Source organism: Nostoc sp. UHCC 0870, assembly GCF_022063185.1.
Taxonomy (GTDB): domain Bacteria; phylum Cyanobacteriota; class Cyanobacteriia; order Cyanobacteriales; family Nostocaceae; genus Trichormus.
In genome coordinates, this window is the sequence record NZ_CP091913.1 from 6028669 (window position 1) to 6049524 (window position 20856).

At 38.1% G+C, this 20856-nt stretch carries 15 protein-coding genes and 1 pseudogene; 11 read left to right on the plus strand and 5 right to left on the minus strand.

From position 1 onward, the window contains the following. The first annotated feature begins 561 nt into the window (after positions 1-561). The 5 genes from L6494_RS25565 to L6494_RS25585 all read left to right on the plus strand — a co-directional run bounded on the left by L6494_RS25565 (position 562) and on the right by L6494_RS25585 (position 8781). Positions 562-1176: a hypothetical protein gene (locus L6494_RS25565; protein WP_237990559.1), complete on the plus strand. Its 615-nt coding sequence runs from the start codon at positions 562-564 to the stop codon at positions 1174-1176. Between the two features lie 180 nt (positions 1177-1356). Continuing rightward, positions 1357-1728 carry a hypothetical protein gene (locus tag L6494_RS25570; RefSeq protein WP_237990560.1) on the plus strand — a complete coding sequence of 124 codons (372 nt, stop codon included), beginning with the start codon at positions 1357-1359 and terminating at the stop codon, positions 1726-1728. A 409-nt stretch (positions 1729-2137) separates the two neighbouring features. After that, positions 2138-3766 carry an iron uptake porin gene (locus L6494_RS25575; protein ID WP_237990561.1) on the plus strand — a complete coding sequence of 543 codons (1629 nt, stop codon included), beginning with the start codon at positions 2138-2140 and terminating at the stop codon, positions 3764-3766. A gap of 802 nt (positions 3767-4568) precedes the next feature. Further along, complete coding sequence (locus L6494_RS25580; RefSeq protein ID WP_237990562.1) at positions 4569-7142, plus strand: bifunctional serine/threonine-protein kinase/ABC transporter substrate-binding protein; 2574 nt, start codon at positions 4569-4571, stop codon at positions 7140-7142. Between the two features lie 49 nt (positions 7143-7191). Continuing rightward, a complete protein-coding gene (locus L6494_RS25585) occupies positions 7192-8781 on the plus strand; it encodes an NB-ARC domain-containing protein (protein ID WP_237990564.1) in 1590 nt (529 codons plus the stop codon). A gap of 114 nt (positions 8782-8895) precedes the next feature. On the opposite strand, the gene L6494_RS25590 is transcribed toward L6494_RS25585, so the two are convergent. Then, positions 8896-9636 carry an ABC transporter permease gene (locus L6494_RS25590; RefSeq protein ID WP_330911052.1) on the minus strand — a complete coding sequence of 247 codons (741 nt, stop codon included), beginning with the start codon at positions 9634-9636 and terminating at the stop codon, positions 8896-8898. A 721-nt stretch (positions 9637-10357) separates the two neighbouring features. Here L6494_RS25590 and L6494_RS25595 point away from each other — a divergent pair. After that, positions 10358-11431 (plus strand): glycosyltransferase family 4 protein, encoded by a 1074-nt coding sequence (locus tag L6494_RS25595; RefSeq protein WP_237990565.1) that lies wholly within the window; start codon positions 10358-10360, stop codon positions 11429-11431. Between the two features lie 216 nt (positions 11432-11647). Here L6494_RS25595 and L6494_RS25600 read toward each other — a convergent pair whose 3' ends face one another. Next, positions 11648-12037, minus strand: a complete 390-nt coding sequence (locus tag L6494_RS25600) for a DUF1499 domain-containing protein (RefSeq protein ID WP_237996280.1) — start codon at positions 12035-12037, stop codon at positions 11648-11650. 52 nt (positions 12038-12089) lie between these two features. Further along, complete coding sequence (locus tag L6494_RS25605) at positions 12090-12734, minus strand: HPP family protein (RefSeq protein WP_330911053.1); 645 nt, start codon at positions 12732-12734, stop codon at positions 12090-12092. Between the two features lie 65 nt (positions 12735-12799). Here L6494_RS25605 and L6494_RS25610 point away from each other — a divergent pair, with 65 nt between their 5' ends. From L6494_RS25610 to L6494_RS25620, 3 genes are all read left to right on the plus strand, one after another. Next, a complete protein-coding gene (locus L6494_RS25610) occupies positions 12800-13951 on the plus strand; it encodes an alanine--glyoxylate aminotransferase family protein (RefSeq protein WP_237990567.1) in 1152 nt (383 codons plus the stop codon). A gap of 492 nt (positions 13952-14443) precedes the next feature. Next, positions 14444-15304 (plus strand): hypothetical protein, encoded by an 861-nt coding sequence (locus L6494_RS25615; RefSeq protein WP_237990569.1) that lies wholly within the window; start codon positions 14444-14446, stop codon positions 15302-15304. 118 nt (positions 15305-15422) lie between these two features. Further along, positions 15423-15815 (plus strand): hypothetical protein, encoded by a 393-nt coding sequence (locus tag L6494_RS25620; RefSeq protein WP_237990571.1) that lies wholly within the window; start codon positions 15423-15425, stop codon positions 15813-15815. Positions 15816-15985: 170 nt separating this feature from the next. Here L6494_RS25620 and L6494_RS25625 read toward each other — a convergent pair whose 3' ends face one another. Beyond that, entirely contained in the window at positions 15986-18325 is a 2340-nt protein-coding gene (locus tag L6494_RS25625) for a tetratricopeptide repeat protein (protein WP_237990573.1), read from the minus strand. Positions 18326-18711: 386 nt separating this feature from the next. Between L6494_RS25625 and L6494_RS25630 the strand changes: the two genes are divergently transcribed. Together L6494_RS25630 and L6494_RS25635 are read left to right on the plus strand one after the other, a co-directional pair. Continuing rightward, positions 18712-18978 carry a hypothetical protein gene (locus L6494_RS25630; protein WP_237990575.1) on the plus strand — a complete coding sequence of 89 codons (267 nt, stop codon included), beginning with the start codon at positions 18712-18714 and terminating at the stop codon, positions 18976-18978. A 60-nt stretch (positions 18979-19038) separates the two neighbouring features. Continuing rightward, entirely contained in the window at positions 19039-19266 is a 228-nt protein-coding gene (locus L6494_RS25635) for a hypothetical protein (RefSeq protein WP_237990577.1), read from the plus strand. 128 nt (positions 19267-19394) lie between these two features. Here L6494_RS25635 and L6494_RS25640 read toward each other — a convergent pair. Further along, a pseudogene (locus L6494_RS25640) lies at positions 19395-20767 on the minus strand (1-acyl-sn-glycerol-3-phosphate acyltransferase). Positions 20768-20856 lie beyond the last annotated feature (89 nt).

Sequence of the window (20856 nt, forward strand, 5' to 3'; positions counted from 1 at the left end):
TTTATGATTGCTTGATATATACTGCTATGAAAAGATACATATCAAACATTTTGATTCATTTGTTACTTTCTAATGGTTACTCTACATATTAGCAACCATATTTTTATGAATAAAATAATAATATAACTAAGCCGTTTAACTTGTCAATAGTATTTGAATATAGTGATTGTTTATAAACCTATTCGGGTACAGATAGGTGTTTATTCACTAAGTATAAAAATATAATTTACTGGCATTATTTTAAATTTAAAACCACTTTGGTAAAATTTGGTAATTTTGATACAAATAAATTCAAGTGATATTTAGGGCTGCATTCATTTAAGCAAGCATAAGCAACGCAGTCATTAGCCATTATGGGAAAACTGATCCTTAAGTGAACTGTTATCTGATCCAAAACAGAAAAACTGAACATTTTGCTGATCCTATCTTTCCTTTTTTCTCAACATTATACTTTGTATCAAAAGCAATGCGAGTGCAACTCATTTGGACTGAATGGTAAGGCACTAAGAAAAGGAGTCGCACAGCAGAATATCAACTTAACACGGAAAAGAGGATCAGGTTATGTCACCTAAAAATACACTAACAGCCATTGCGATAACATTGACAACAATGTCTGTTGGCATCCACAACCCAGCAACTGCCTTGGTTAAGCCACCCATCTCTGTAAACGAGACGGTAACTATTAATCTTAGCAACCAGAGACCTAAACAGCCAAATGTAATTACTCAAAACGATACCTATAGGGGGCCAGACAGGGATTACACAATTAAGATGCCAGGTACAGTTACAAACAATACAAACGATCAATTAACATCTGTAAGTTCTATTACCAACACCGTATACACAATTTTGTCCAAGTATTCAGAAGCAGCTACTCAGTTAACTCCTTCACAAACTCGGCAAGTTTTGCATAGTTCAATGCTGGAAACTATTGGTCGTACTGGCCTAGTGATTAGAACGAATAATTATCAAATTGAAGGATATCCTGGCTTAGAACTAACAATGCAACACGCCGATGGCACGCTGGGTAAATATCGTGCCTTTGCAGTTAATCAGCGTCTTTATTTTATGGGAGCTATAACAACAAATAAGTTCACCAGAGAATCCATTGATTTCTTTGATTCTTTTCGTGTCTATCCTGAACAAATCCGTTACTCAAATCCTGGTGTTTATTAATAAATAACCCTGGTATTTGGATCGCAATATTTCTCAAATCCAGTAAGCCACAGTGAGTTATATGTAGGTTGAATTGAGGAACAAAACCCAACATTTCCGGGGCTTTGTTTAGTTTCACGCTGATTAGCCTGATTTTATTTACATCCTGAAATTCATTCTCAATCTAAGGAGAAGTACCAAATGCTTTCCAAGTTAGTTCGTAATACTTTTATAGCTACTGCTTTGACATTGCCAATGTTACCAATAGCTGGACAGAGGACTCTAGCAAATGATATCCGTGATTTCGTAGTATACAACAACAATGAATTAAGAATTACTCGTTTCTATGTCTCTTCACAAAAATCTGATACTTGGGGGTCAAATATTCTTAATTCAGCCCTATTGAGTGGCGAATCGACAACAATAAAATTTCATGATAACAGCAATCAATGCGTTTATGATGTTAAAGCTGTTTACAGTAACGGAACTTATGATGTCGGAAGGCATAATCTCTGCTCAACTTACTTTTTGTACTTTTATGGAGATGGAGGTGATTATTTTCCTAGAAGATAAATAAGCGATTCGTTAAATATAATGAAAGTTTTCCATGACTACATAAATAACTAGATAATTGAGTTATTTATGTAGTCAGCTATTTTAAAGAAAATTTCATTTTGACAATATTGAATGTTTTGAATTTAAGGGTTGAATATATATAGCCTTTCCTAAATGAGGTATATCATAGCCCTCTCATTGCTTGCTCTTAGGAGGTTGGCGGTGGGTTTCTTGTACCTCACTAAAGCGAGAATCGCTATAGCTAAAGCTAAAATTTAATCGACGAAATGAATTATGTTTGTGATATTATTTTTACTAATTAATAAATTGTAATCTAGTTCTGATTTTGTTAAGGACTAAAGTCCTTACTACGAACTTGCTTATCCATCAATTTAAACTTGACCCACTACTACTGCTAGGATAAAAAATGTTTAATTTTTTTATAGTTCCTCGGAAGTTAATTGTTGCTGTATTCATTTTGCTATTAACTCCCTTAGCAAAGGTTAATGCTGAAGATTCTCCACCAGTTTCAACCACTGATAAAAGCACTGATTCCCTTCCAAAAATTAATCAATATGCTCAACTAGATGCTGCACCTGTTACCTCGGTGAATCAGCTTTCTGATGTGCAACCGACTGATTGGGCATTTCAAGCGTTACAGTCTCTAGTCGAGCGTTATGGTTGTCTGGCGGGATACCCAGATGGGACTTTCCAAGGAAATCGCGCCATGACTCGCTTTGAGTTTGCAGCCGCCTTAAATACTTGCATAGACAAAGTTAGTCAACGCCTGAGTGCTGATATTGTAGACTTGGTTACTCAAGAAGATTTGGCGACTTTGCAAAAGCTACAAGAGAAATTTTCTACAGAACTTACTACATTGAGGGGTAGAGTTGATGCTTTGGAAGCACGTACCGAACAGATAGAGCAACAAAAGTTTTCCACCACCACAAAACTTAATGGTCAGATAATATTTGCTGCAACAGATGCTTTTGGGGATGCTAGCCGTAGTGGAAATGGGGATGAAAGTAATCTCACGTTTTCTAGTCGGGTGCGCCTTAACTTTGATACCAGCTTTACTGGAAAAGATCGGCTGCGTGTAAGACTTCAGGCGAGTAATGTGGTTAATCCCATCGCACCTGGAAATGAGACTCGTTTAAGCTTCCAATCGGGTAGTAATACAACTAATGATGTTTTCCTCAGTAAGCTGGAGTATTATTTTCCTTTAGGTGAGACAATCAGAGTTTTAGTTGGTACTGGTTCTAATACTTACCTTGATGATGCAGATGTGATTAATCCTCTCCTCCAAAGCGATGCAGATGCTACTATTTCTCGCTTCGGTCGATACAATGCAATCTACCGCGAAGGTGGAGATACGGGTTTAGGTATAACTTTTAACCCAAACGGGAATTTCAAAGCAGAGATGTTTTATTTAGCCGGTAATGCCAACAACCCTAGTAGCGGCCTTTTTAACGGTAAATATGGTCTGTTGGGACAGATTATATTTTATCCCAACGCCAACGCCAAAAAGAACACAGATACCAAAATTGCCTTCACTTACGTCAATGCTTACAACGAGAACGGTTTAGGACATAATACTGGTAGTTTAGCCTCCAACTTGGGCGGTAGAAAAGTTTCCTCTAATTCCTATGGGATTGAAACGAATGTCAAAATTAATAATGGACTGCAAGTTGGTGGATGGGTAGGCTATACCAATGCGCGGGCTTTAACTGGCGATGTCAAAGGTAATGCTGATATTTGGAACTGGGCTGTGACTCTAGCCTTTCCTGATTTGGGTAAAAAGGATAATTTGGGCGGGATCATTGTGGGGATGCAGCCTAAATTAACTGGTTCTTCTGCACAGTTATCTGGTTTACCTCGTCGTGATCCCGATACAGGACTTCACATTGAAGGGTTTTATCGGTATCAAATCAACGACAATATCAGTATTACGCCTGGTTTCATTTGGCTAACATCACCAAACCATAACGAGCAGAATGGCGATGTTTTTGTGGGAGTAGTTAGAACTACTTTTAACTTAGAGAACAACAAAAAATAAATTATCCGCAATTGATGGTTGGGTAGGGTGCGTCAGGATGAATAGTTTCTGAGTATAGTTAGTTTCTATCGCACTGACGCACCCTACAGTTTGGATATTTTTTTATCTGGAAGTCCCTTATACCAATTCACAAAAACCTTGATACAGATGTAACCCCTGAAAGCTTTGCTGCATCTAAGTTTTTTAATTGCGAATTGCGTTAGCGGAGCGGGGCGGGAGCATCGTTGCGTTAGCGGAGCGGGACGTTAGTCCATTGCGAATTGGTATTAGACCCAACTTTTCGATAAACAAGATTGTGTAAATAACCTGACTTGATTAAAAAAGTTGGGGTTGTGAAATGCTCATTTTTTTCTCTTCAAAGTTTATTATCTTTTACAAAAAACATTACTTGCAAGATGTTAGGAAAAGAATTATTATACTAAAATACTTACGTGAGTAATAATTCTGAAAAAGCAAGCGTAAATTAATCTAATTTTTACTAGCCTACCGATCAGCTTTTACCTATATAATCTTTGGTTTTAATATTATGACCGCTTGTATAAAAATTATCAATTAGATACCCCATTAATCAAAGAAGTCAGGTATCTGAAGATATCGAGGCTTTCTAGATATCTAAGAGGTTGTTTGAAAAGTTTCAGGAGGGATAAAAATGTCATGTTGACTGGAGTCCTTCGCTTTGCTCAGGACTGCATACTCCTAGGTCGCAGCAAGCTACAACATGACAAAGAAACAGACTTTTCACACAACTCTAAAATATATTCTTATCAAGATGTAATTTCAACTAAATTTCAGAGGTTAATCAATGGAAGTTTACTGCACTCGTCCAAGTTGTCCACAACCTGAAAATACTATTTCAGATGAAGATATAAATGCACGCTCTGGGAAAGAAATATGTTGTCCTAGTTGTGGAATGCCATTGATTTTACAGGGGCGTTTTGTAGCTATAGAGTTATTAGGAAGCGGCGGATTTGGTAGAACTTTTAAAGCTAAAGATATTAGCTTTCCAGATAAGATACGTGTAATTAAACAGTTACATCCACAAAATCCACAAGGAAGACTCGATCAGATAAGAAGAATGTTTGCCAGAGAAGCAAATATTTTGGACAACCTAAGACATCCACAAATTCCCAAACTTTTAGATCATTTTACGATAGACGTTGGAGAGGAATCACAATTAATTCAGGAGTTTTTTTACTTAGTACACGATTATATTGAAGGATCTGATTTAGATCAGGAACTCAAGCAGAAGAAAAGATTTGCAGAGCATGAAGTTATCAACATTCTCAACGAAATTTTAAATATACTTAAGTATATCCATAATTATGAAGGTAATAATCAATATACATACCTACATAGAGATATTAAGCCTGCCAATATCATACACTGTAGTACAGATGGAAGGTTATATCTAATAGATTTTGGTGCAGTTAAACAGATAGCAGAAGGATTACGAGATGATACAACAATGTATCCCCGAACTCACGCGTTTGCATCGCCTGAGCAATTACGTCATGAAACATTATCCCCTGCATCAGATTTATATTCTTTAGCTGCAACTTGTATTTGTTTATTAACAGGAATTACAGATACTCATGAGCTTCATCAGCGTCTTCAGAATTCAAGTTGGAAATCACTTGTGAAATTAGGTGACAAGCGTTTTGAAACAGCCTTAGATGAAATGCTCAGAGAAGAACAAGAACAACGTCCTCAATCTGCTCAAGCGGTTCTTGATATTTTATCTGCTAAACATGAAACTGAAAAAACTGTAAAGCCCCCTGGTATTAAACAAGATCGGCATCCTCTAGTTTCTTGGTTGAGGATGTTTATTGATCGGGTAGTGCGACTTCTTCAACCTTGGCGTTCGATCATAAAGTTTATCTTGACATTGTTATTAGGAATGGCGATTTTAGCTGCTGTACACTACTTCATTAATCCACCATCACCACCTGATGCTAAATATTTTAGCCGGGGAGAAGACGAATTAATTCCTGCCAATGATAAGATCAGTCAAAATTGCTCAATAGCTTACGGTTATAAAAAACAAGGTATAGAAGCCTTAAAAAAATCCAAGGATTTCGGTGAGGCTCAAAAACATTTCAACGATGCTAAAGAGGCATTTCACGACAATCAGTGTGAATTTGATCCAGAGACAGTAATTTACGCATATAACGCCAAAGTTGCTCAAACTAACCGCAGTCTACCCACAATTGCAGTCGTGATTCCTCCAGGCGACGGTGATACTCGTGAGACTGCATTAGAAATATTGCGTGGTGTAGCCCAATCTCTCGACGAGAAGAAACTATTATTTCAAGTTCTGATAGCCAAAGAAAATAATATTCATAGTCATTCGGATCACATTACTAACGAAAAAATAGCTAAATATATTTCTAAAAATAATATTCCTGGTGATAGTTATTTTAAGCAAAGTAAAATACTAGGAGTTATTGGTCATTATACAAGTACCAAGACTTGGGAAGCAGGAAATATTTATGGAGCAGACACACTTAATGATGAAAAACTTGTGTTGATTTCACCCACAAGCACTGCGATTAGAAAGCCTCATCGTACTAATCGAAATGAAGATTTAAATAAATACGTTTTTCGTACAGCTTCTAATGATAAGACTGCTGCTGGTGATTTAGCTGAACGTATGTTGAAGAAGTTGCAGAATAATACGGAAAAGAAGAAAGCAATTCTTGTTTATAACTCTGATAAAGAAGATAAATATAGTAATTCTCTCAGACGAGAATTTTATAATTACTTATGGACAAGAAAGGTAGAACCTGAACAATATATTGTGGATTGTGATTTAGCAGAGGAATCAAATATTTGCCAAGACAAAGTAGCAACCATGCAAGCAAATACAATCATATTATTTACCAGCAGACGGGATTCCTCTATAGCAAAAGAGATTATTAAATCAGCAGATAAGAGAATCCTGATTTTAGCAGGGGATGTTTTATATAAAAATCCTGAATTAGAAGAGCTTAAACAATATCCTAATGATATGGTGATTGCCGTATTTTCTCACATCAAAAATGCTAATGTTCGGGGTCAGTTTCAAACAAAAGCTGAAGAACTTGGTTGGATAAATAGCATTACATGGAGAAGTATGAGTGCTTATGATGCAGCGCAGGTATTTATTAAAGCATTGAAGGCTAATAGTAAGCCAAATCGTTTAAATATATACACAACATTGGAAAGCCCTAACTTCTCTGCTTCAGGTTCTACTAATGCAGAAGTAAGTTTTGAAGATGGCGATCGCAAGTTAGTTACAGGTGTGGGTGTTTTAGTCAAAGTTAAGGAAATTAGCCCCAATCAATATGGCTTTGAATTGGACGAAACACCAGAGCGAAATAATCCCGAACAAGACTGATTAACCTGCAATTGCATCGTGTAAATTGTCTGCAAATACTAGGAAATTTATGTCATATCAACCTTCTAAACGTGGAAAACAACTTATCAAGGAAGCTAGGATTAAAAAAATTGAACAAGCTAGAAAAGACAGAATTAAGGAAAAAGGATGGATTGAACCAGGTTGGGATGTGGAAGAAATATTTCTTAAGGAAGCCAGTAAAATTTTAGAACCGCATCCAGACTGGGATAATGTCGAATCATACGCTGTATCATTATCGACTTGGAGACGATTTAAGGAAGGAAAAAGGATCAACTGTACTAATTTTCAGGTCTTTTGTCAAGTTTTGAATTTGAACTGGGAAGAGATCAAAGAAAATGAAGCAGATACCAATAAGGATTTGAGCGAAGCACCTCCTCTCGCTAGGTTTTATGGACGCATCCAAGAATTAGCTGAACTTCAGCAACATATCATCACACAAAACTGTCGATTAGTTACAGTTTATGGCATGGGAGGAGTTGGTAAAAGTGCCTTAGTTCGCCATTTAGTAGAAAGAAATGAAATTGCTAACAGATATGATTTCGTAATTTGGCTACCTCTACAATCAGCACCTCCATTTTCAGAAACATTGATAAAACTTGTGCAATGTTTATCTAGATGTAAACAAGAAACAGGCAATTGTGAACAAGAAACAGGCAATATTGAGCAAATCATGCAGCATTTACATCGTCAAAGATGTTTGATAGTGCTGGATGGTTGGGAAGAAATTATTGACAATCATAGTGAAGATTATACAAACTATAATTTATTTGTAGAGAGAGTTGCTAAAGAATTTCACAAAAGCTGTTTATTATTGCTGAGTAGAAGAAGACCTAAAAATATTGAAATATTAGAAGGTCAATTTGTTTACTCCAAAAGATTGGGAGGGTTAACGTATAAAGATGCACAAGAATTTTTAAAAGCAGAAGGTTTGTCAGGTACAGATAGTGAAATAGAAGAACTTAGCCGGCGTTATAACAACCCGTGGATTCTCAGAAGAATTGTTGGGAGTATTACTAGTGTATTTGGTGGTGATATATCAAACTTTATGACGCTATCAATTTTTGTTGATGAAGTCACAACTGATTTCTTAGATGGACAATTTCAAGCACTTTCACAAGCAGAGATAAATTTGATTTATTGGGTGGCTATCAGACGCAATACAGCCTTATGGAATCAATTGCTACAAGATAGTCGGCAATTGTTAACCGATAGTCATTTACTGCAAACTTTAAATGATTTAATTAATAGGCATTCTTTGTTAGATAAAAATATTGAAGAAATTCCAGTGGTTTATATACTAGATCCAGTAATTTTGAAATATAGCACTAAGCGATTTATTTTCAAAACTTGTGAACAGATCAAACAAGTATTTACAACTGGTGTTATTAATGGTTCTGAACTGTTTATTACCCATAATTTTATTACAGAATACCCAAAAGATGAGGAACTGAATCAGGAACAAATAAGACGAATTGTTAAACCTATTCAACAAGCACTATTGGCTCAATTTCGTAGTCAGCAGCATCTAGAAACTGAACTGAATAAAGTTATTTCTCTATTGGAATCGCAAGGATATACTTCAAAAAATATCTCACATTTGCTTTCTGCTTGTGAATAAATATAGTTCTGAGCGACTGGAAGTCGCAACTACACAAACAAAACCCGCCTGCGCGGGTTAAGAATCTGTCCCCTGTCCCCTGTCACCTGTCACCTGTCACCTGTCCCCTGTCCCCTATTCCCTCTTATCTCCCAAGGCGCGAATTGATTCAGCTATGACAGCAACCATTGCAGAAGCGACAATTAATAAAACACTCAAGGCATTAATATCAGGTTTAACGCCTGTTTTAATACGACTAAAAATTTCTATTGGTAGGGTGTTGTAACCGCTACCGGCGGTAAAACTAGAGATAAGAAAGTCATCCAAGCTGAGGACGAATGCTAGTAAACAACCTGCTACAATTCCTGGCATTAATTGCGGTAGTAATACTTGAATAAAAGCTTGTACTGGTGTAGCACCTAAATCTAATGCTGCTTCTTCCAGGTGGGGATCTAAATTAGTTAGTCGGGAAGAAACGACTAATCCGATATAAGCTATACAAAATACTATATGAGCAGCCACAATTGTCCATAAACTCAAGGGGATAGCGAAGGCTGCAAGAAAAACGAGGGTAGCAACTGCGATCGCAATATCGGGAATAATTAAGGGTAGGTAAGCAATACCACGATATAGCTTTTTCCCAAAAAACTGATAACGCGCCAAGCCTACCGCCATCAAAGTTCCTATGACTGCGGAGACACTCACCGCAAACATGGCGACGATTAAACTATTTTTTAAGGCTGAGAGAATGCGATCGTCACTTAACAATTTGGTGTACCAATCGAGAGTGAAGCCTTGCCAAGTGGCACTGTAGGGTGATTGGTTGAAGCTATAAAACCCTAGTACCAGAATGGGTAGGTACATAAATATAAACATGACTACTGAGAAAACCGCCTGCCATGTGACAAACGGTTTTTTTTTGAGACGAAGATATATTCACGTTTTTATTATTCTTAAGTATGGCAGTATAAAATATATTCGACTTGACAGCAAACGTCAATATTATAGCTTCCTGCACTAGTAATCTGTGAAGAAATAATTGGTCAATAGATTTTCTGTAAAGACGGTGTACCGCAAGGTGGAAGTCAAAAGTCAATACCTTGGTTACGCTCAGGGTCAAAATTCAAAAGTCACAAGACCTGTATTTTAAGGCTTTGAACGAGTAAAGAAGCGAAAACACGTCAATAAAAGTCTCATGAATACAATATACTATCCAATTCGTTAATTTTAAAGTTTTTACTAATAAAAATACCTGAATTTTTACTCCAATAATTTAGATTTACCTGGTGTAATGATGCCGGAGAGAAATTACAATGCCACTTATCTACAAATGTGATTATTTTTGTAAATTATCGAATCCTATTTGCAATGTACATAAAACATTAATCATAAGACAAATATCCTGTATAAGGAATAGGGTGATTTCCCTACTAGGATAGACGAGTAATTAAGAATTTAAAGCATAAGATTTAGGGGTACTGAATTTTTAAAATTGGTGTTAAAAAATAGTTTCTAGTGCGACCTAAACTAATCGCAAGCACGCTGGAAACGATAAACAAACACACCTATTCAAATCTTATTTTGTCGGAGGTTTGTGATGAGAATTGCTCAAATAGCCCCATTATGGGAGAGAGTACCCCCGCCAGCGTATGGCGGTATAGAGTTAGTAGTGGGGTTATTAACTGATGAGTTAGTCCGACGAGGACACGAAGTAACACTATTTGCTTCAGGAGATTCTATCACTTCAGCCAAGCTAGCATCAGTTCATCCCCGTGCGCTCAGGCTTGATTCTAGTATCAAAGAATATGGCATTTACGAAATGCTACAACTAGGTTCAGTATATGAACGTGCAGACGAATTTGACATTATTCACTCACACATGGGCTGTGCATCATTGTCTTATACCAAACTGGTAAAAACGCCTACTGTTAATACTCTACATGGCATTTTTACCCCTGACAATGAAAAAATGTTTCAGTATGCAAAAAGTCAGCCTTTTGTGAGTATTTCTGATGCCCAACGGGAACTCAGATTAGGACTCAATTATGTAGGAACAGTTTACAACGGCATTGATGTTAGTAGTTATAAGTTTTATCCCCAACCAGATGAACCGCCATATCTAACATTTTTAGGTCGGATATCTCCAGAAAAAGGCACACATTTAGCCATAGAAATTGCTAAAAAAGCTGGTTGGCGATTAAAAATAGCCGGCAAAGTAGACGTTGTTGATGTGGAATATTTTGAAAAAGAAGTTAAACCATTAATTGATGGTCAGCAAATCGAGTATTTAGGCGAAGCCAATCATACACAAAAAAATATCCTGATGGGAGGCGCAGTAGCAACGTTATTCCCCATCACCTGGCGAGAACCATTTGGTTTAGTCATGGTTGAATCAATGGCTTCAGGTACACCAGTTATCGCTATTAAACTTGGCTCAACTACAGAAGTAATTGCCCACGGTAAAACGGGTTTCCTGTGCAATGATGTCGAAGAGTGCGTTAGTGCGATCGCTAAAGTTGCAGATTTAGACCGTTATGCTTGTCGGGAGTATGTCCAAAACCGTTTTAGTCTCCAAGCCATGACTGATGGTTATGAAGAAGTTTATCGGCAAATTCTGCAAGAGCGATTTGCTAATAATGGGCATCTCCGTAGTACAGTCAGTTTAAAGTAGGGACTGGGGATTGGGGACTGGAGACTGGGGACTGGGGAAGATAAAAAGAAGTTTTTTGTTTGTCTCCCTTGTCTCCCTTATCCCGGATTTCTCACCAATTATTACCACCTCAGTCCAGAGTCCGTAGGGACTCTTTGAGCAAAATATTCGTGAATGATTCGAGCATATCTGTGAACCCGCCCCTACTGTTTGTGAGAAATGCGGGTTATCTCCCTTTTAATTAAACTTGGCTCTAATTGTCTCAATGCGTTGACGATTAACGCCTAAATCGCTTTGACCTAAACGGGAAGCTGATCGCACATGAATTACATTAGCATTGCGGTCAAGATAAAACTCTACATCATCTACAAATCCCAATAAGGCACTTTGAAATTCTGCATATAAATAATCTTGGGTTTCAGTAATAATTTTGGTTCTGGGTAAGGACTGAATGATTGTTTTGAGATTAGCGATCGCAGTTTCTGGTGTTGAAGTAAAATTCAAGGGTGCAATTTGGTGAACTGCATCTGAACTTTGACTGGAAACACAATTAGGCGAACTAGGACAAGCGGCTAACTTACCTTCGCGTACACCTAAATTATTGGGACGTTTACCTGCAAGCATAATTGGATATTGGGGATTGGGGACTGGGAAGTTAAATAATAATCTTTTGACTTCTTTAGTGGTGGCTGTAATGTGCTACTATCCAGAGACAATAACGCTCTAATCCTACCAAAGTTACTGTAATCCCAACGGCTAGGGCAAATAAAAGTAGATTATCGACATTACCAGCTTTTAAAGCAAAACTCAGGGAAGTAGAAACGGCTGGGGGGTGCATTGCATCTAATATAATCATTAATGCGATCGCAATTACCATCGCCAGTCCCCCAGAAAGATAGCCCCCACCTAGGACAAAATAGGTGATAGACCCGATAGTTGCTGCCATCATTTGGGCAAGAACCAGGGTACGTACAGTATTTGTACCATGAAGAGGATCTAAATAAATCAGAAATGCACTGGAAGCCAGAGAAGCAAATAACAATCGCTGCTGGCTGAGAGTTTCTACCAAGAACATCACAATCAACACTATCAAAGTTGGTGCTGCAACTAGGGCAAGTTCGCCTTGAATATTGAGTCTGCGTCTAATTGACCGATTAGCCCCCTGTAGGGGTTTTAAGCTAGAACGTTGTTTGCTCATTACTTGAATACATACTGCTGGGCAAAATGTAAAACTTTGTTCTGGTTGCTGCTTCTTGCCAATGAGAGGTTTTAGACACTGACTGTAGTAGAATATGCCTTTGGTAATAGAAAAAGATAATCTCAAGGCAGAGTCAAAAATCGGTCGTGCGATCGCTTTATGATCCGGTAAGTACCACTGAGGCGAAAATCATGACCCAGACAATTGCCATTAATGACAATCAACGCTTACAACTCCAACCCCTAGAAATTCCCACCCGTCTGCTACTAGGGCCAGGCCCTTCTAACGCTCATCCCACAGTTCTGCAAGCGATGAGTACCTCTCCAGTAGGGCATCTTGACCCAGCTTTCTTAGCTTTGATGGATGAAATTCAATCTCTGCTACGCTACGTTTGGCAAACTGAAAACCCCCTCACCATTGCTGTTAGTGGTACAGGTTCAGCTGCAATGGAAGCCACTATTGCCAATGCGGTAGAACCCGGTGATGTAGTGTTAATTGGTGTCGCTGGTTATTTTGGTAATCGTCTGGTAGATATGGCGGGAAGATATGGCGCAGATGTCCGCAGTATTACCAAACCTTGGGGACAAGTTTTCTCACTAGAAGAACTCCGCACCGCCTTAGAAACTCATCGTCCAGCAATTTTGGCTTTAGTTCATGCTGAAACTTCCACCGGCGCACGTCAACCATTAGAGGGAGTAAGTGAATTGTGTCAGGAATTTGGCACACTTCTATTAATAGATACAGTCACAAGTTTAGGCGGTGTCCCCATATTTTTAGATGCTTGGGGAGTAGATTTAGCCTATAGTTGCAGTCAAAAAGGCTTAGGTTGTTCCCCAGGTGCGTCTCCTTTTACCATGAGTCCCCGCGCAATGGAAAAATTGCAAAAACGCTCCACCAAGGTAGCAAACTGGTATTTGGATATGAATTTACTGGGTAAGTATTGGGGGAGTGAACGCGTATATCATCACACAGCCCCGGTTAACTTATATTATGGACTGCGGGAAGCATTGCGTTTAATTGCTGAAGAAGGACTAGCAAACTGCTGGCAACGCCACCAAAAGAACGTAGAATATTTGTGGCAACGTTTAGAAGATATAGGATTAAGTCTGCACGTAGAACGAGAATATCGCTTACCCACCCTTACCACTGTGCGTATTCCGGCTGGCGTGGATGGTAAAGCAGTTGCACGGCAATTACTCAACGAACATAATATTGAAGTTGGCGGCGGTTTAGGTGAATTAGCCGGTCAAGTCTGGCGTGTGGGACTAATGGGTTTTAATAGTCGTCCAGAAAGTGTTGACCGACTCATAGAAGCATTGCAGCAAGTCCTCCCTAAGCAGTAGGAATAAGAAACTAGTACCGCAAGGCGGAATTCAAAATTCAAAATTCAAAATTCAAAATTCAAAATGAATACAGCATAAGGTTTTCAGAGATTTTGAATGGTATGTTTATTTACGCCGTGCTGTACTAGTACCGCTACGCAGAAGTCAAAAGTCAAAAATCCTCTATAGCTTTTAACTATTGACGGTTCGTAGTAAGGACTTTAGTCCTTTTTCAAAATCAGGAATAAAGTCCTTACTACAAACGTGCTGCTTTTGAAGCCCCAGAATAATTACAAATTACTAAGTTATTCGGTCAAAAAGTTGACAAGCATAGGTAATACATCTAATTAATAAATTAAGCTGGTTTTTTCTTCATGTTTATAGGTACAATCGGCTGATTTATTTGTGAATGAAAAATATGTTAAAAAAAAATCTTTAATCAAACTTTGTACATTAACGATAACTATAACCATAAGCTTGACTCTCAGCAGTTGCACACCTCAAAGAAGGACGATGCTACGACTAACTGCGGAGAAATTTCATTATCAAGTCATGGAAGCGATGACATCAGTTAAGGAAATTTACACCCTGACTAATGTACCAATAGAAACTTCTGTATCTCGTGATTTAATTACGGAAGAGTTACTGACAGACCTTAGTATTGATTTTAGAGACATCAGCGAAGTCAATAAAATTATTACCCAAGACGATGAAACAGATAAACCCCCATCAGAATTTGAACAAGAGTTAGAAAATTTAACAGCAGAATATGACACAGCTTTAGAGATATTTCAAAATCTTGAGAATATTGATTATGGTAGTTCTAAAATAGTGGCACGAACTGCACAGCCAGCGAGATGCTTAACTGTGAAAATGTTACTTTTAGCCAAGCAGATTCAATCTAGACCACCAAAACCAAATGATCCACAACGGGTACTTATTAGCTTAAGGTTAAATCAACTCCGTAAACAATACAACAATCCAGAATTATCTGCACAGACAAATCCACAAGAAATTAAACGCCAAGTTGCAGAACAAATAGATGAGTGGTTAGCTGTGAATGCTGCTGAAAAACAAATCATAGAAGAGTCTATATCTAAACTTGTAATAGCTGCGGATACTGGACGCAAACTATCAAAGCTGATTGATGATTATGCAAATTTAAATTTTGAAGTAATTGCTACTAGAGTTACTCAAATTATAGGGGTGACAGCTAATCTAACTGGTAGAGATTATAGTTCAGTTTTGACAAAGATGAAAACTTTAGAAAGTGCGATTAATGAAGACCCAACTTTGCGAGATTTTATTCGGGAAGTTTCTATTAAAAATAGAAGAACACAGCTATCACAACCAAAATTATGTCAAGAAATATAGATAGATAGATAGATAGATAGATAGGGGACAGGTGACAGGTGACAGGTGACAGGTTTATGAGGTGTATTGAAATCTGTATTGAATTAAATAGGATTATGTTGTGTTGAGGAATTCGTTTATGTTAACTAATGATGAAATAGTCGATAAATTACAAGCTATAGTTTCTCAGTTAAAAATTACTTCTGACCCAGAAATAAATATAGAACAACTTCATCAGACAACATCAGATTTAGAAAATATTTTGCCGCAGTTGCAATTTGAAGTGACAAATGCACGCATGGACAGTAATTGGGAACAAGCAAAGAAGTTAAGGGAAGCTGAGAAGGAATGCAAAAAAGCTCTTGATAGTGTGAGGTCTGCAATTCTGCGCTCAACTATTATTGGCATAAATCAAGAAAATTTAAATGAAATGCAGAAAATATTAGATGAAGTCCAAACTGCATCTAAAAACCAACGCCGGATAGATGTTATTATTGCCTCTCTGCGCTTTGTTAGGAAATTTTTTGGCTGATTTTATTGCCAGAAAAATCCAGAAAACAGTAAGGGTAAAAGTATTAAAGCAGACGCAATTAAAACTAGAGTTGCTGGATCAATTTTAATGTGGTTATCTGGTGGCTTGGTCATAAGTCTTCAATTTTGAATTTTGAATTTTGAATTTTGAATTGGAGCATAGCGACTTGACTACTTTGACATTGCTATTCTAACTTTCTCAACTTGTTTAGGTGCTGGCATATCGTGAAAAAGCGCGATCGCTCGGTTAAAATTATCCTGGCTCTCTTTTATTTCACCGATTCTTTGATAAGTTAAACCTAACTGATAGTATGCTTTAGCTAAGTTACACTTATCAGAAACCTTGGTCATGCTAGTAATAGCTTCTCGATGCTTATTTATCGCTACTGCAAACTCTCCTTGCTCTCGATACAAAGACGCTAAACAAGATATAGCTCTCGCTTCTAAAAAAGAAAACTCATTATATCGACAATGGGTAATTGCTTCATTACAGTGTTCTAAGGCAGTTTCTATTTGTCCTAAGTTTTTATAAGTTAAGCTAATAAATAATAAGCTGACTCCTCGACCCCAAGAGGTTAATTTTTCATTGTTTAATCCCCCAATTATCTCTTCTAACATAGAATTTACATGGTCATTTTGAGTCCCAGAAGATTCTAAATAAGCTAAACAACATAGAGCATACACAACATATTGGTAATAATTTCTGTTGTTGGCTACGAGGCTTTTTACTGAGTGTAAAATATAACTAGCTCGTTCAACCTCCCATAAATCTATATAACAAAGACCTAAATTAAAAATACTTGATACTTTCTCTTGAAAAAAATCACATTTTGTGGCTATCTCACTGGCTTTATGGTGACAATCCATCGCCCCGGAAATGTTACCAATTTGGTGATAAGCTCGTCCTAAGATATTATGCAGTATGCTCAGATGACACTCAGAATTTAAGTTCTGAATTAGGGGATTGATCACAGCAATCAATGTTTCTAACAAACCGACCCTAGTAAACAATACACCCAAAGATAGAAAACTATCCCATCTATTTTGCCTACCTTGAATAATCACATTGGCTGCTTGCTCAAAATCACCAATTTCCATATAGTGATGATAAGCTTCTAGTGCCATCAGTGCATTTTGATGGTCTTCAACTTTCGTAACACTATTATTCCAAAACTCTGCCGCTTTGCGATTAGTAATTTCCCATTCTCCGCTTTGCCGCAATCTGGCGATCGCTTCCGTACAAATCACTGGATGTAGCCAGTATTTGCCTTTACGAAATTCTATCAATAAACGGTCTAATAAAGATTTAATGACTCTTTTTGATTGTTGTTCTGGTACATCCCAGAGTAAACCCTGGAGTCCTTGGATACCAACATGATTTACATCTTGATAACGATAGCACCCCAATCGACAAAGAAGTTTATAAGCCTCCCTATCCATTTGTTGTAAACGGTCAAATTGACTAGAAACTAAATGTTCTAACTCTCTTTCAATTAATAAATCATCCCGATTTTCGCGCCAATAAACATCTGCATCCCCTTCAAAATCCGTCATAATTACGCCACTGATAATTTGCATCGCCTTCGCATTACCACCAAAGGCTTGCCACATTTCACTGCGTGCGGTTAAACTCCCTTTAATGTGACGAATTGCAAAAAATTGTTGCCAAGCCGACTCATCCAACCCTTTGAGGGCATAAAATTTGACATCAACTCCAGACTCGTAGAGGCGTTCCCGACTAGTAATAAGTGTGACTGATTCGATTGTGGGATCTGCTAAGACTCTCAATAGTTCTATATAGAGACGACGCTCAGGTATAATACAGCCGTTTTTATCTAAGGCTGATTCCAGATTGTCAATTAATACACCTGTTTTTCTAGTTTCATCCCGGAGTTTGCGCCGCAGTCGGTCAAGATTAATCCCAAATTCCTTACCGGGTTCTTCGTTAAAGTGTCCCCTCAACCATTCCTCAACTACACTTTCCACAGAACCGATGTTTTGGGGTTCTTTCGCCATCCACAGTTCTAAAAGATAAAAACCCTGAGTTTTAAGATACCTACGTGCTAAGGTAGTTTTACCGACACCACCTTTACCTTGAATCAGAATAATTTTTGCACCAGAATTGACTAGAGAATTAAGTTCAGCGATTTCGCGATCGCGTCCCACAAAGTTGTAATCTGGTTCTTGTGGCTTGCCATTATTGACGGCTGAATTTAAAATAGGTGTCGTTCTTGAGGATTGTGGCGATTTCCCGCATCTCTCCGCAGCTACACGAAAAGTAGATTTCGAGACTTTTTCCCCCAGTACATCTGAAAGTATATGCCACAGTTCCGCACCAACTGCTTTTAAATGTGCTTCTGTGTACCCACAAAGGTCAGCCATATCTTGATATGTCTGTTTTTTATCCTCCCACGCAGAACGCAAGATGATTCTTTGAACTATATCTAGATGCTTCCCTGTGTGATCAAAAACCAACCTGTCCAAAAGCTCTAAGGCTTCTTCTGCACCCATCGATCATCGTCTGTATCATTGTTGGTTCATTATACTCATATTTTCACTGTTTCTCGCCTCACCCACATACCACAAACTACTTTTTCCTACCAAGTGGAAAATACTTAACTTACTGAATCCGACTGCAAAGTAAATCAAACTGTATTACTCTTGTAATTAATACAGGCAAGTTAGGTTAATTGCCAAGTGAATGTGGTTGAGGAAATATATAAATCGCTACTACTTTTAATTGAATACTGAGCAGTCATAACTGAATAACCAATATTATCTAGCAAAACTGAATAAAAGTAGCGGTTACTAAATAGGCAATAAAGATTAACTAACTAGATTCTGTAGAGAGTGTTTACAAATAGTGTGTAAGTTTCCACCCTACAGGAGGTTCAATAATGTTGAATCAAGATTGTCGTCACGATTGCAATCATAGTTATTGCCCATTTGCTCAAGATACCAAAAACCCTAATAGATACGTTTGTCTCAAATGTGGTGTTGAGCGAGAAATCAATAAATACTCTGGCTTTGGTTCTTTGTTGATGCTGTTGTTAATGTTATTTGCCGCATTTCAATTGATAGTTGTTTTAGAAAGACGAAACTATCAAAAGCAGCAACCAGAGTCAGAAATCACAATTCAGGAGTCAGAATTCAGAATCCAGTAATTAGATTAATCCTAAATTCAGGCTTCTGTATTTTTCTCCAACTATTTCCAGGAGTGCATTATGAACACAAATCAAGATACCATCCTATTTCGTGTTACTTCTAGGTCATTGAAATACTTCTTGTTAATGTTTCTTGGCTTTTCTATTGTCTATGCTCTTTCTCATGCTTTAGGGGGTTTAAACATCATTCCCATACTAGTTTATGTTTTACAACATTTATTTTTACCATTGGGAATCATGCTTTTTTGTTTAGTTACAATCACCGTAATTTTTGAATCTTTGCGTTAGTTAATATATCGGTTTGCAGTTGAGTTGGGGTTTAAATCCCCGACTCCAATTGTCTTTAAGTAATAAGTAATGGGATTTACTCATTACTCATTACTCATTTATCAGGACTAAAGTCCTTACTACGAACTTTAAAGTAAACTTTCCATCGCTTTTTGTAAATCATTCGTTAAATCTGCTACAGCTTGTCTCGCACCTAAGCGACTCTCTTTATAAACTGGGTAACGTTCCGATACAGAAATTGGTTCACCAATCGTTAATTTTACCCGTTCCTTACCCAAGGTTGGACGCTGAAAAGATTTATCGCCTTTAATTTGAGCAATCATTTTCCACAAGATTAAAACAGTTTCGGCAAATCTTTCTACTGTGGGTTTTTCGCGGATGTAGTTACCAGAAACAGCCACAAAACTTTCTACTAATCTCATGTGCCACATTCTAGCATTAGCTTCTTCCGCCACGCGATCGCCTAACGCTCTCTCAACAGCAGATAATCCCTTGATATCCTTATACTCTTCTCTAAATATATAGTTCCAGCCAGCCTGCTCTACCCGCCGACAGCGATCGCTCACTTGTCCCTTTGGTTGTAAATTAAAATACTGCTCCGCTATTTCTAAGGCTGCGTTTAATAAAGCTTGTAATCTGAATGCTAAGGCTTGATTACGGTCTGTAACTTCCTCTGGGACTGCGGACAACTTGAGATGATAAAAACGCGTGTAAAACTGTTCCATCAAAGACAGCAAGTGTTCAGCCAAAGTCAATAAACGCGGATACATTGAATCTAAATCTGGAATCTGGCTGTGTGCAGTTGTATTTACAGGTAAACCGCTAGTAACTGCTAAGTCATCTAAAATTTGAGCGATCGCACTCCAGGGTGCATCGACATAACTATATTTAATCCCGACTGGTACAATTAAAACTTGCTCGGTGCGTCCAGCCTTTTGCAAGTCTTCAGCACACCAAAAACCCATTTGAGCAATTCCTGGTTCTAAGGGACTGATGATTTCTGAAAGTCCATTAGTCGCGCCTTCTGGTGCTGCTGACATCGGGAACTGTCCATTGGCGAACAAATCCCGCGCCGAACGTAACCCCGTCCAATCAGCCTTACCCCGTTGAATCGAAGTCCCACCCAATTTTGACGCAAGCCAGCCAACATAGTCACCCGCCCAGAGAGGAATACCGCGATCGTAGATAAAATGAGCATGAATTGGATGTTTTAATGCTATACCCTGTTGTCGTGCTACCTTTGGCACAAGTTGCGAAAGCAAATACACCAAAGCAAAAGGATCTTCGGTTTTGGGATGGCGAAATGCAAGTAAAAAGCGGATTTTCCCCTCTTGAAACTGGTGATAGAGATTTGCTAAAACCTCTACATTCTCTGCTTCAATTTGGGTAATAGAAGTTTGAGTGCGTATCCATGTTGGTAGAAACAGGTGAACACACCGCAGCAACAAAGGATTAAAAGCTGGGGGATAAATTCTAAAGGTGGTTGTGCTTGGTAAATCATGATATTGGGGATTGGGGATTGGGGACTGGGGACTGGGGACTGGGGACTGGGGACTGGGGATTGGGGACTGGGGACTGGGGACTGGGATT

What these genes read in the sequence shown, in the direction of transcription:
- L6494_RS25625 (WP_237990573.1), bottom strand. Translation starts at nt 18,325, where the DNA reads ATGGGTGCAGAAGAAGCCTTAGAGCTTTTGGACAGGTTGGTTTTTGAT.
- L6494_RS25630 (WP_237990575.1), top strand. Translation starts at nt 18,712, where the DNA reads ATGTTGAATCAAGATTGTCGTCACGATTGCAATCATAGTTATTGCCCA.
- L6494_RS25590 (WP_330911052.1), bottom strand. Translation starts at nt 9,636, where the DNA reads ATGTTTATATTTATGTACCTACCCATTCTGGTACTAGGGTTTTATAGC.
- L6494_RS25595 (WP_237990565.1), top strand. Translation starts at nt 10,358, where the DNA reads ATGAGAATTGCTCAAATAGCCCCATTATGGGAGAGAGTACCCCCGCCA.
- L6494_RS25585 (WP_237990564.1), top strand. Translation starts at nt 7,192, where the DNA reads ATGTCATATCAACCTTCTAAACGTGGAAAACAACTTATCAAGGAAGCT.
- L6494_RS25575 (WP_237990561.1), top strand. Translation starts at nt 2,138, where the DNA reads ATGTTTAATTTTTTTATAGTTCCTCGGAAGTTAATTGTTGCTGTATTC.
- L6494_RS25570 (WP_237990560.1), top strand. Translation starts at nt 1,357, where the DNA reads ATGCTTTCCAAGTTAGTTCGTAATACTTTTATAGCTACTGCTTTGACA.
- L6494_RS25615 (WP_237990569.1), top strand. Translation starts at nt 14,444, where the DNA reads ATGCTACGACTAACTGCGGAGAAATTTCATTATCAAGTCATGGAAGCG.
- L6494_RS25565 (WP_237990559.1), top strand. Translation starts at nt 562, where the DNA reads ATGTCACCTAAAAATACACTAACAGCCATTGCGATAACATTGACAACA.
- L6494_RS25620 (WP_237990571.1), top strand. Translation starts at nt 15,423, where the DNA reads ATGTTAACTAATGATGAAATAGTCGATAAATTACAAGCTATAGTTTCT.
- L6494_RS25610 (WP_237990567.1), top strand. Translation starts at nt 12,800, where the DNA reads ATGACCCAGACAATTGCCATTAATGACAATCAACGCTTACAACTCCAA.
- L6494_RS25635 (WP_237990577.1), top strand. Translation starts at nt 19,039, where the DNA reads ATGAACACAAATCAAGATACCATCCTATTTCGTGTTACTTCTAGGTCA.
- L6494_RS25580 (WP_237990562.1), top strand. Translation starts at nt 4,569, where the DNA reads ATGGAAGTTTACTGCACTCGTCCAAGTTGTCCACAACCTGAAAATACT.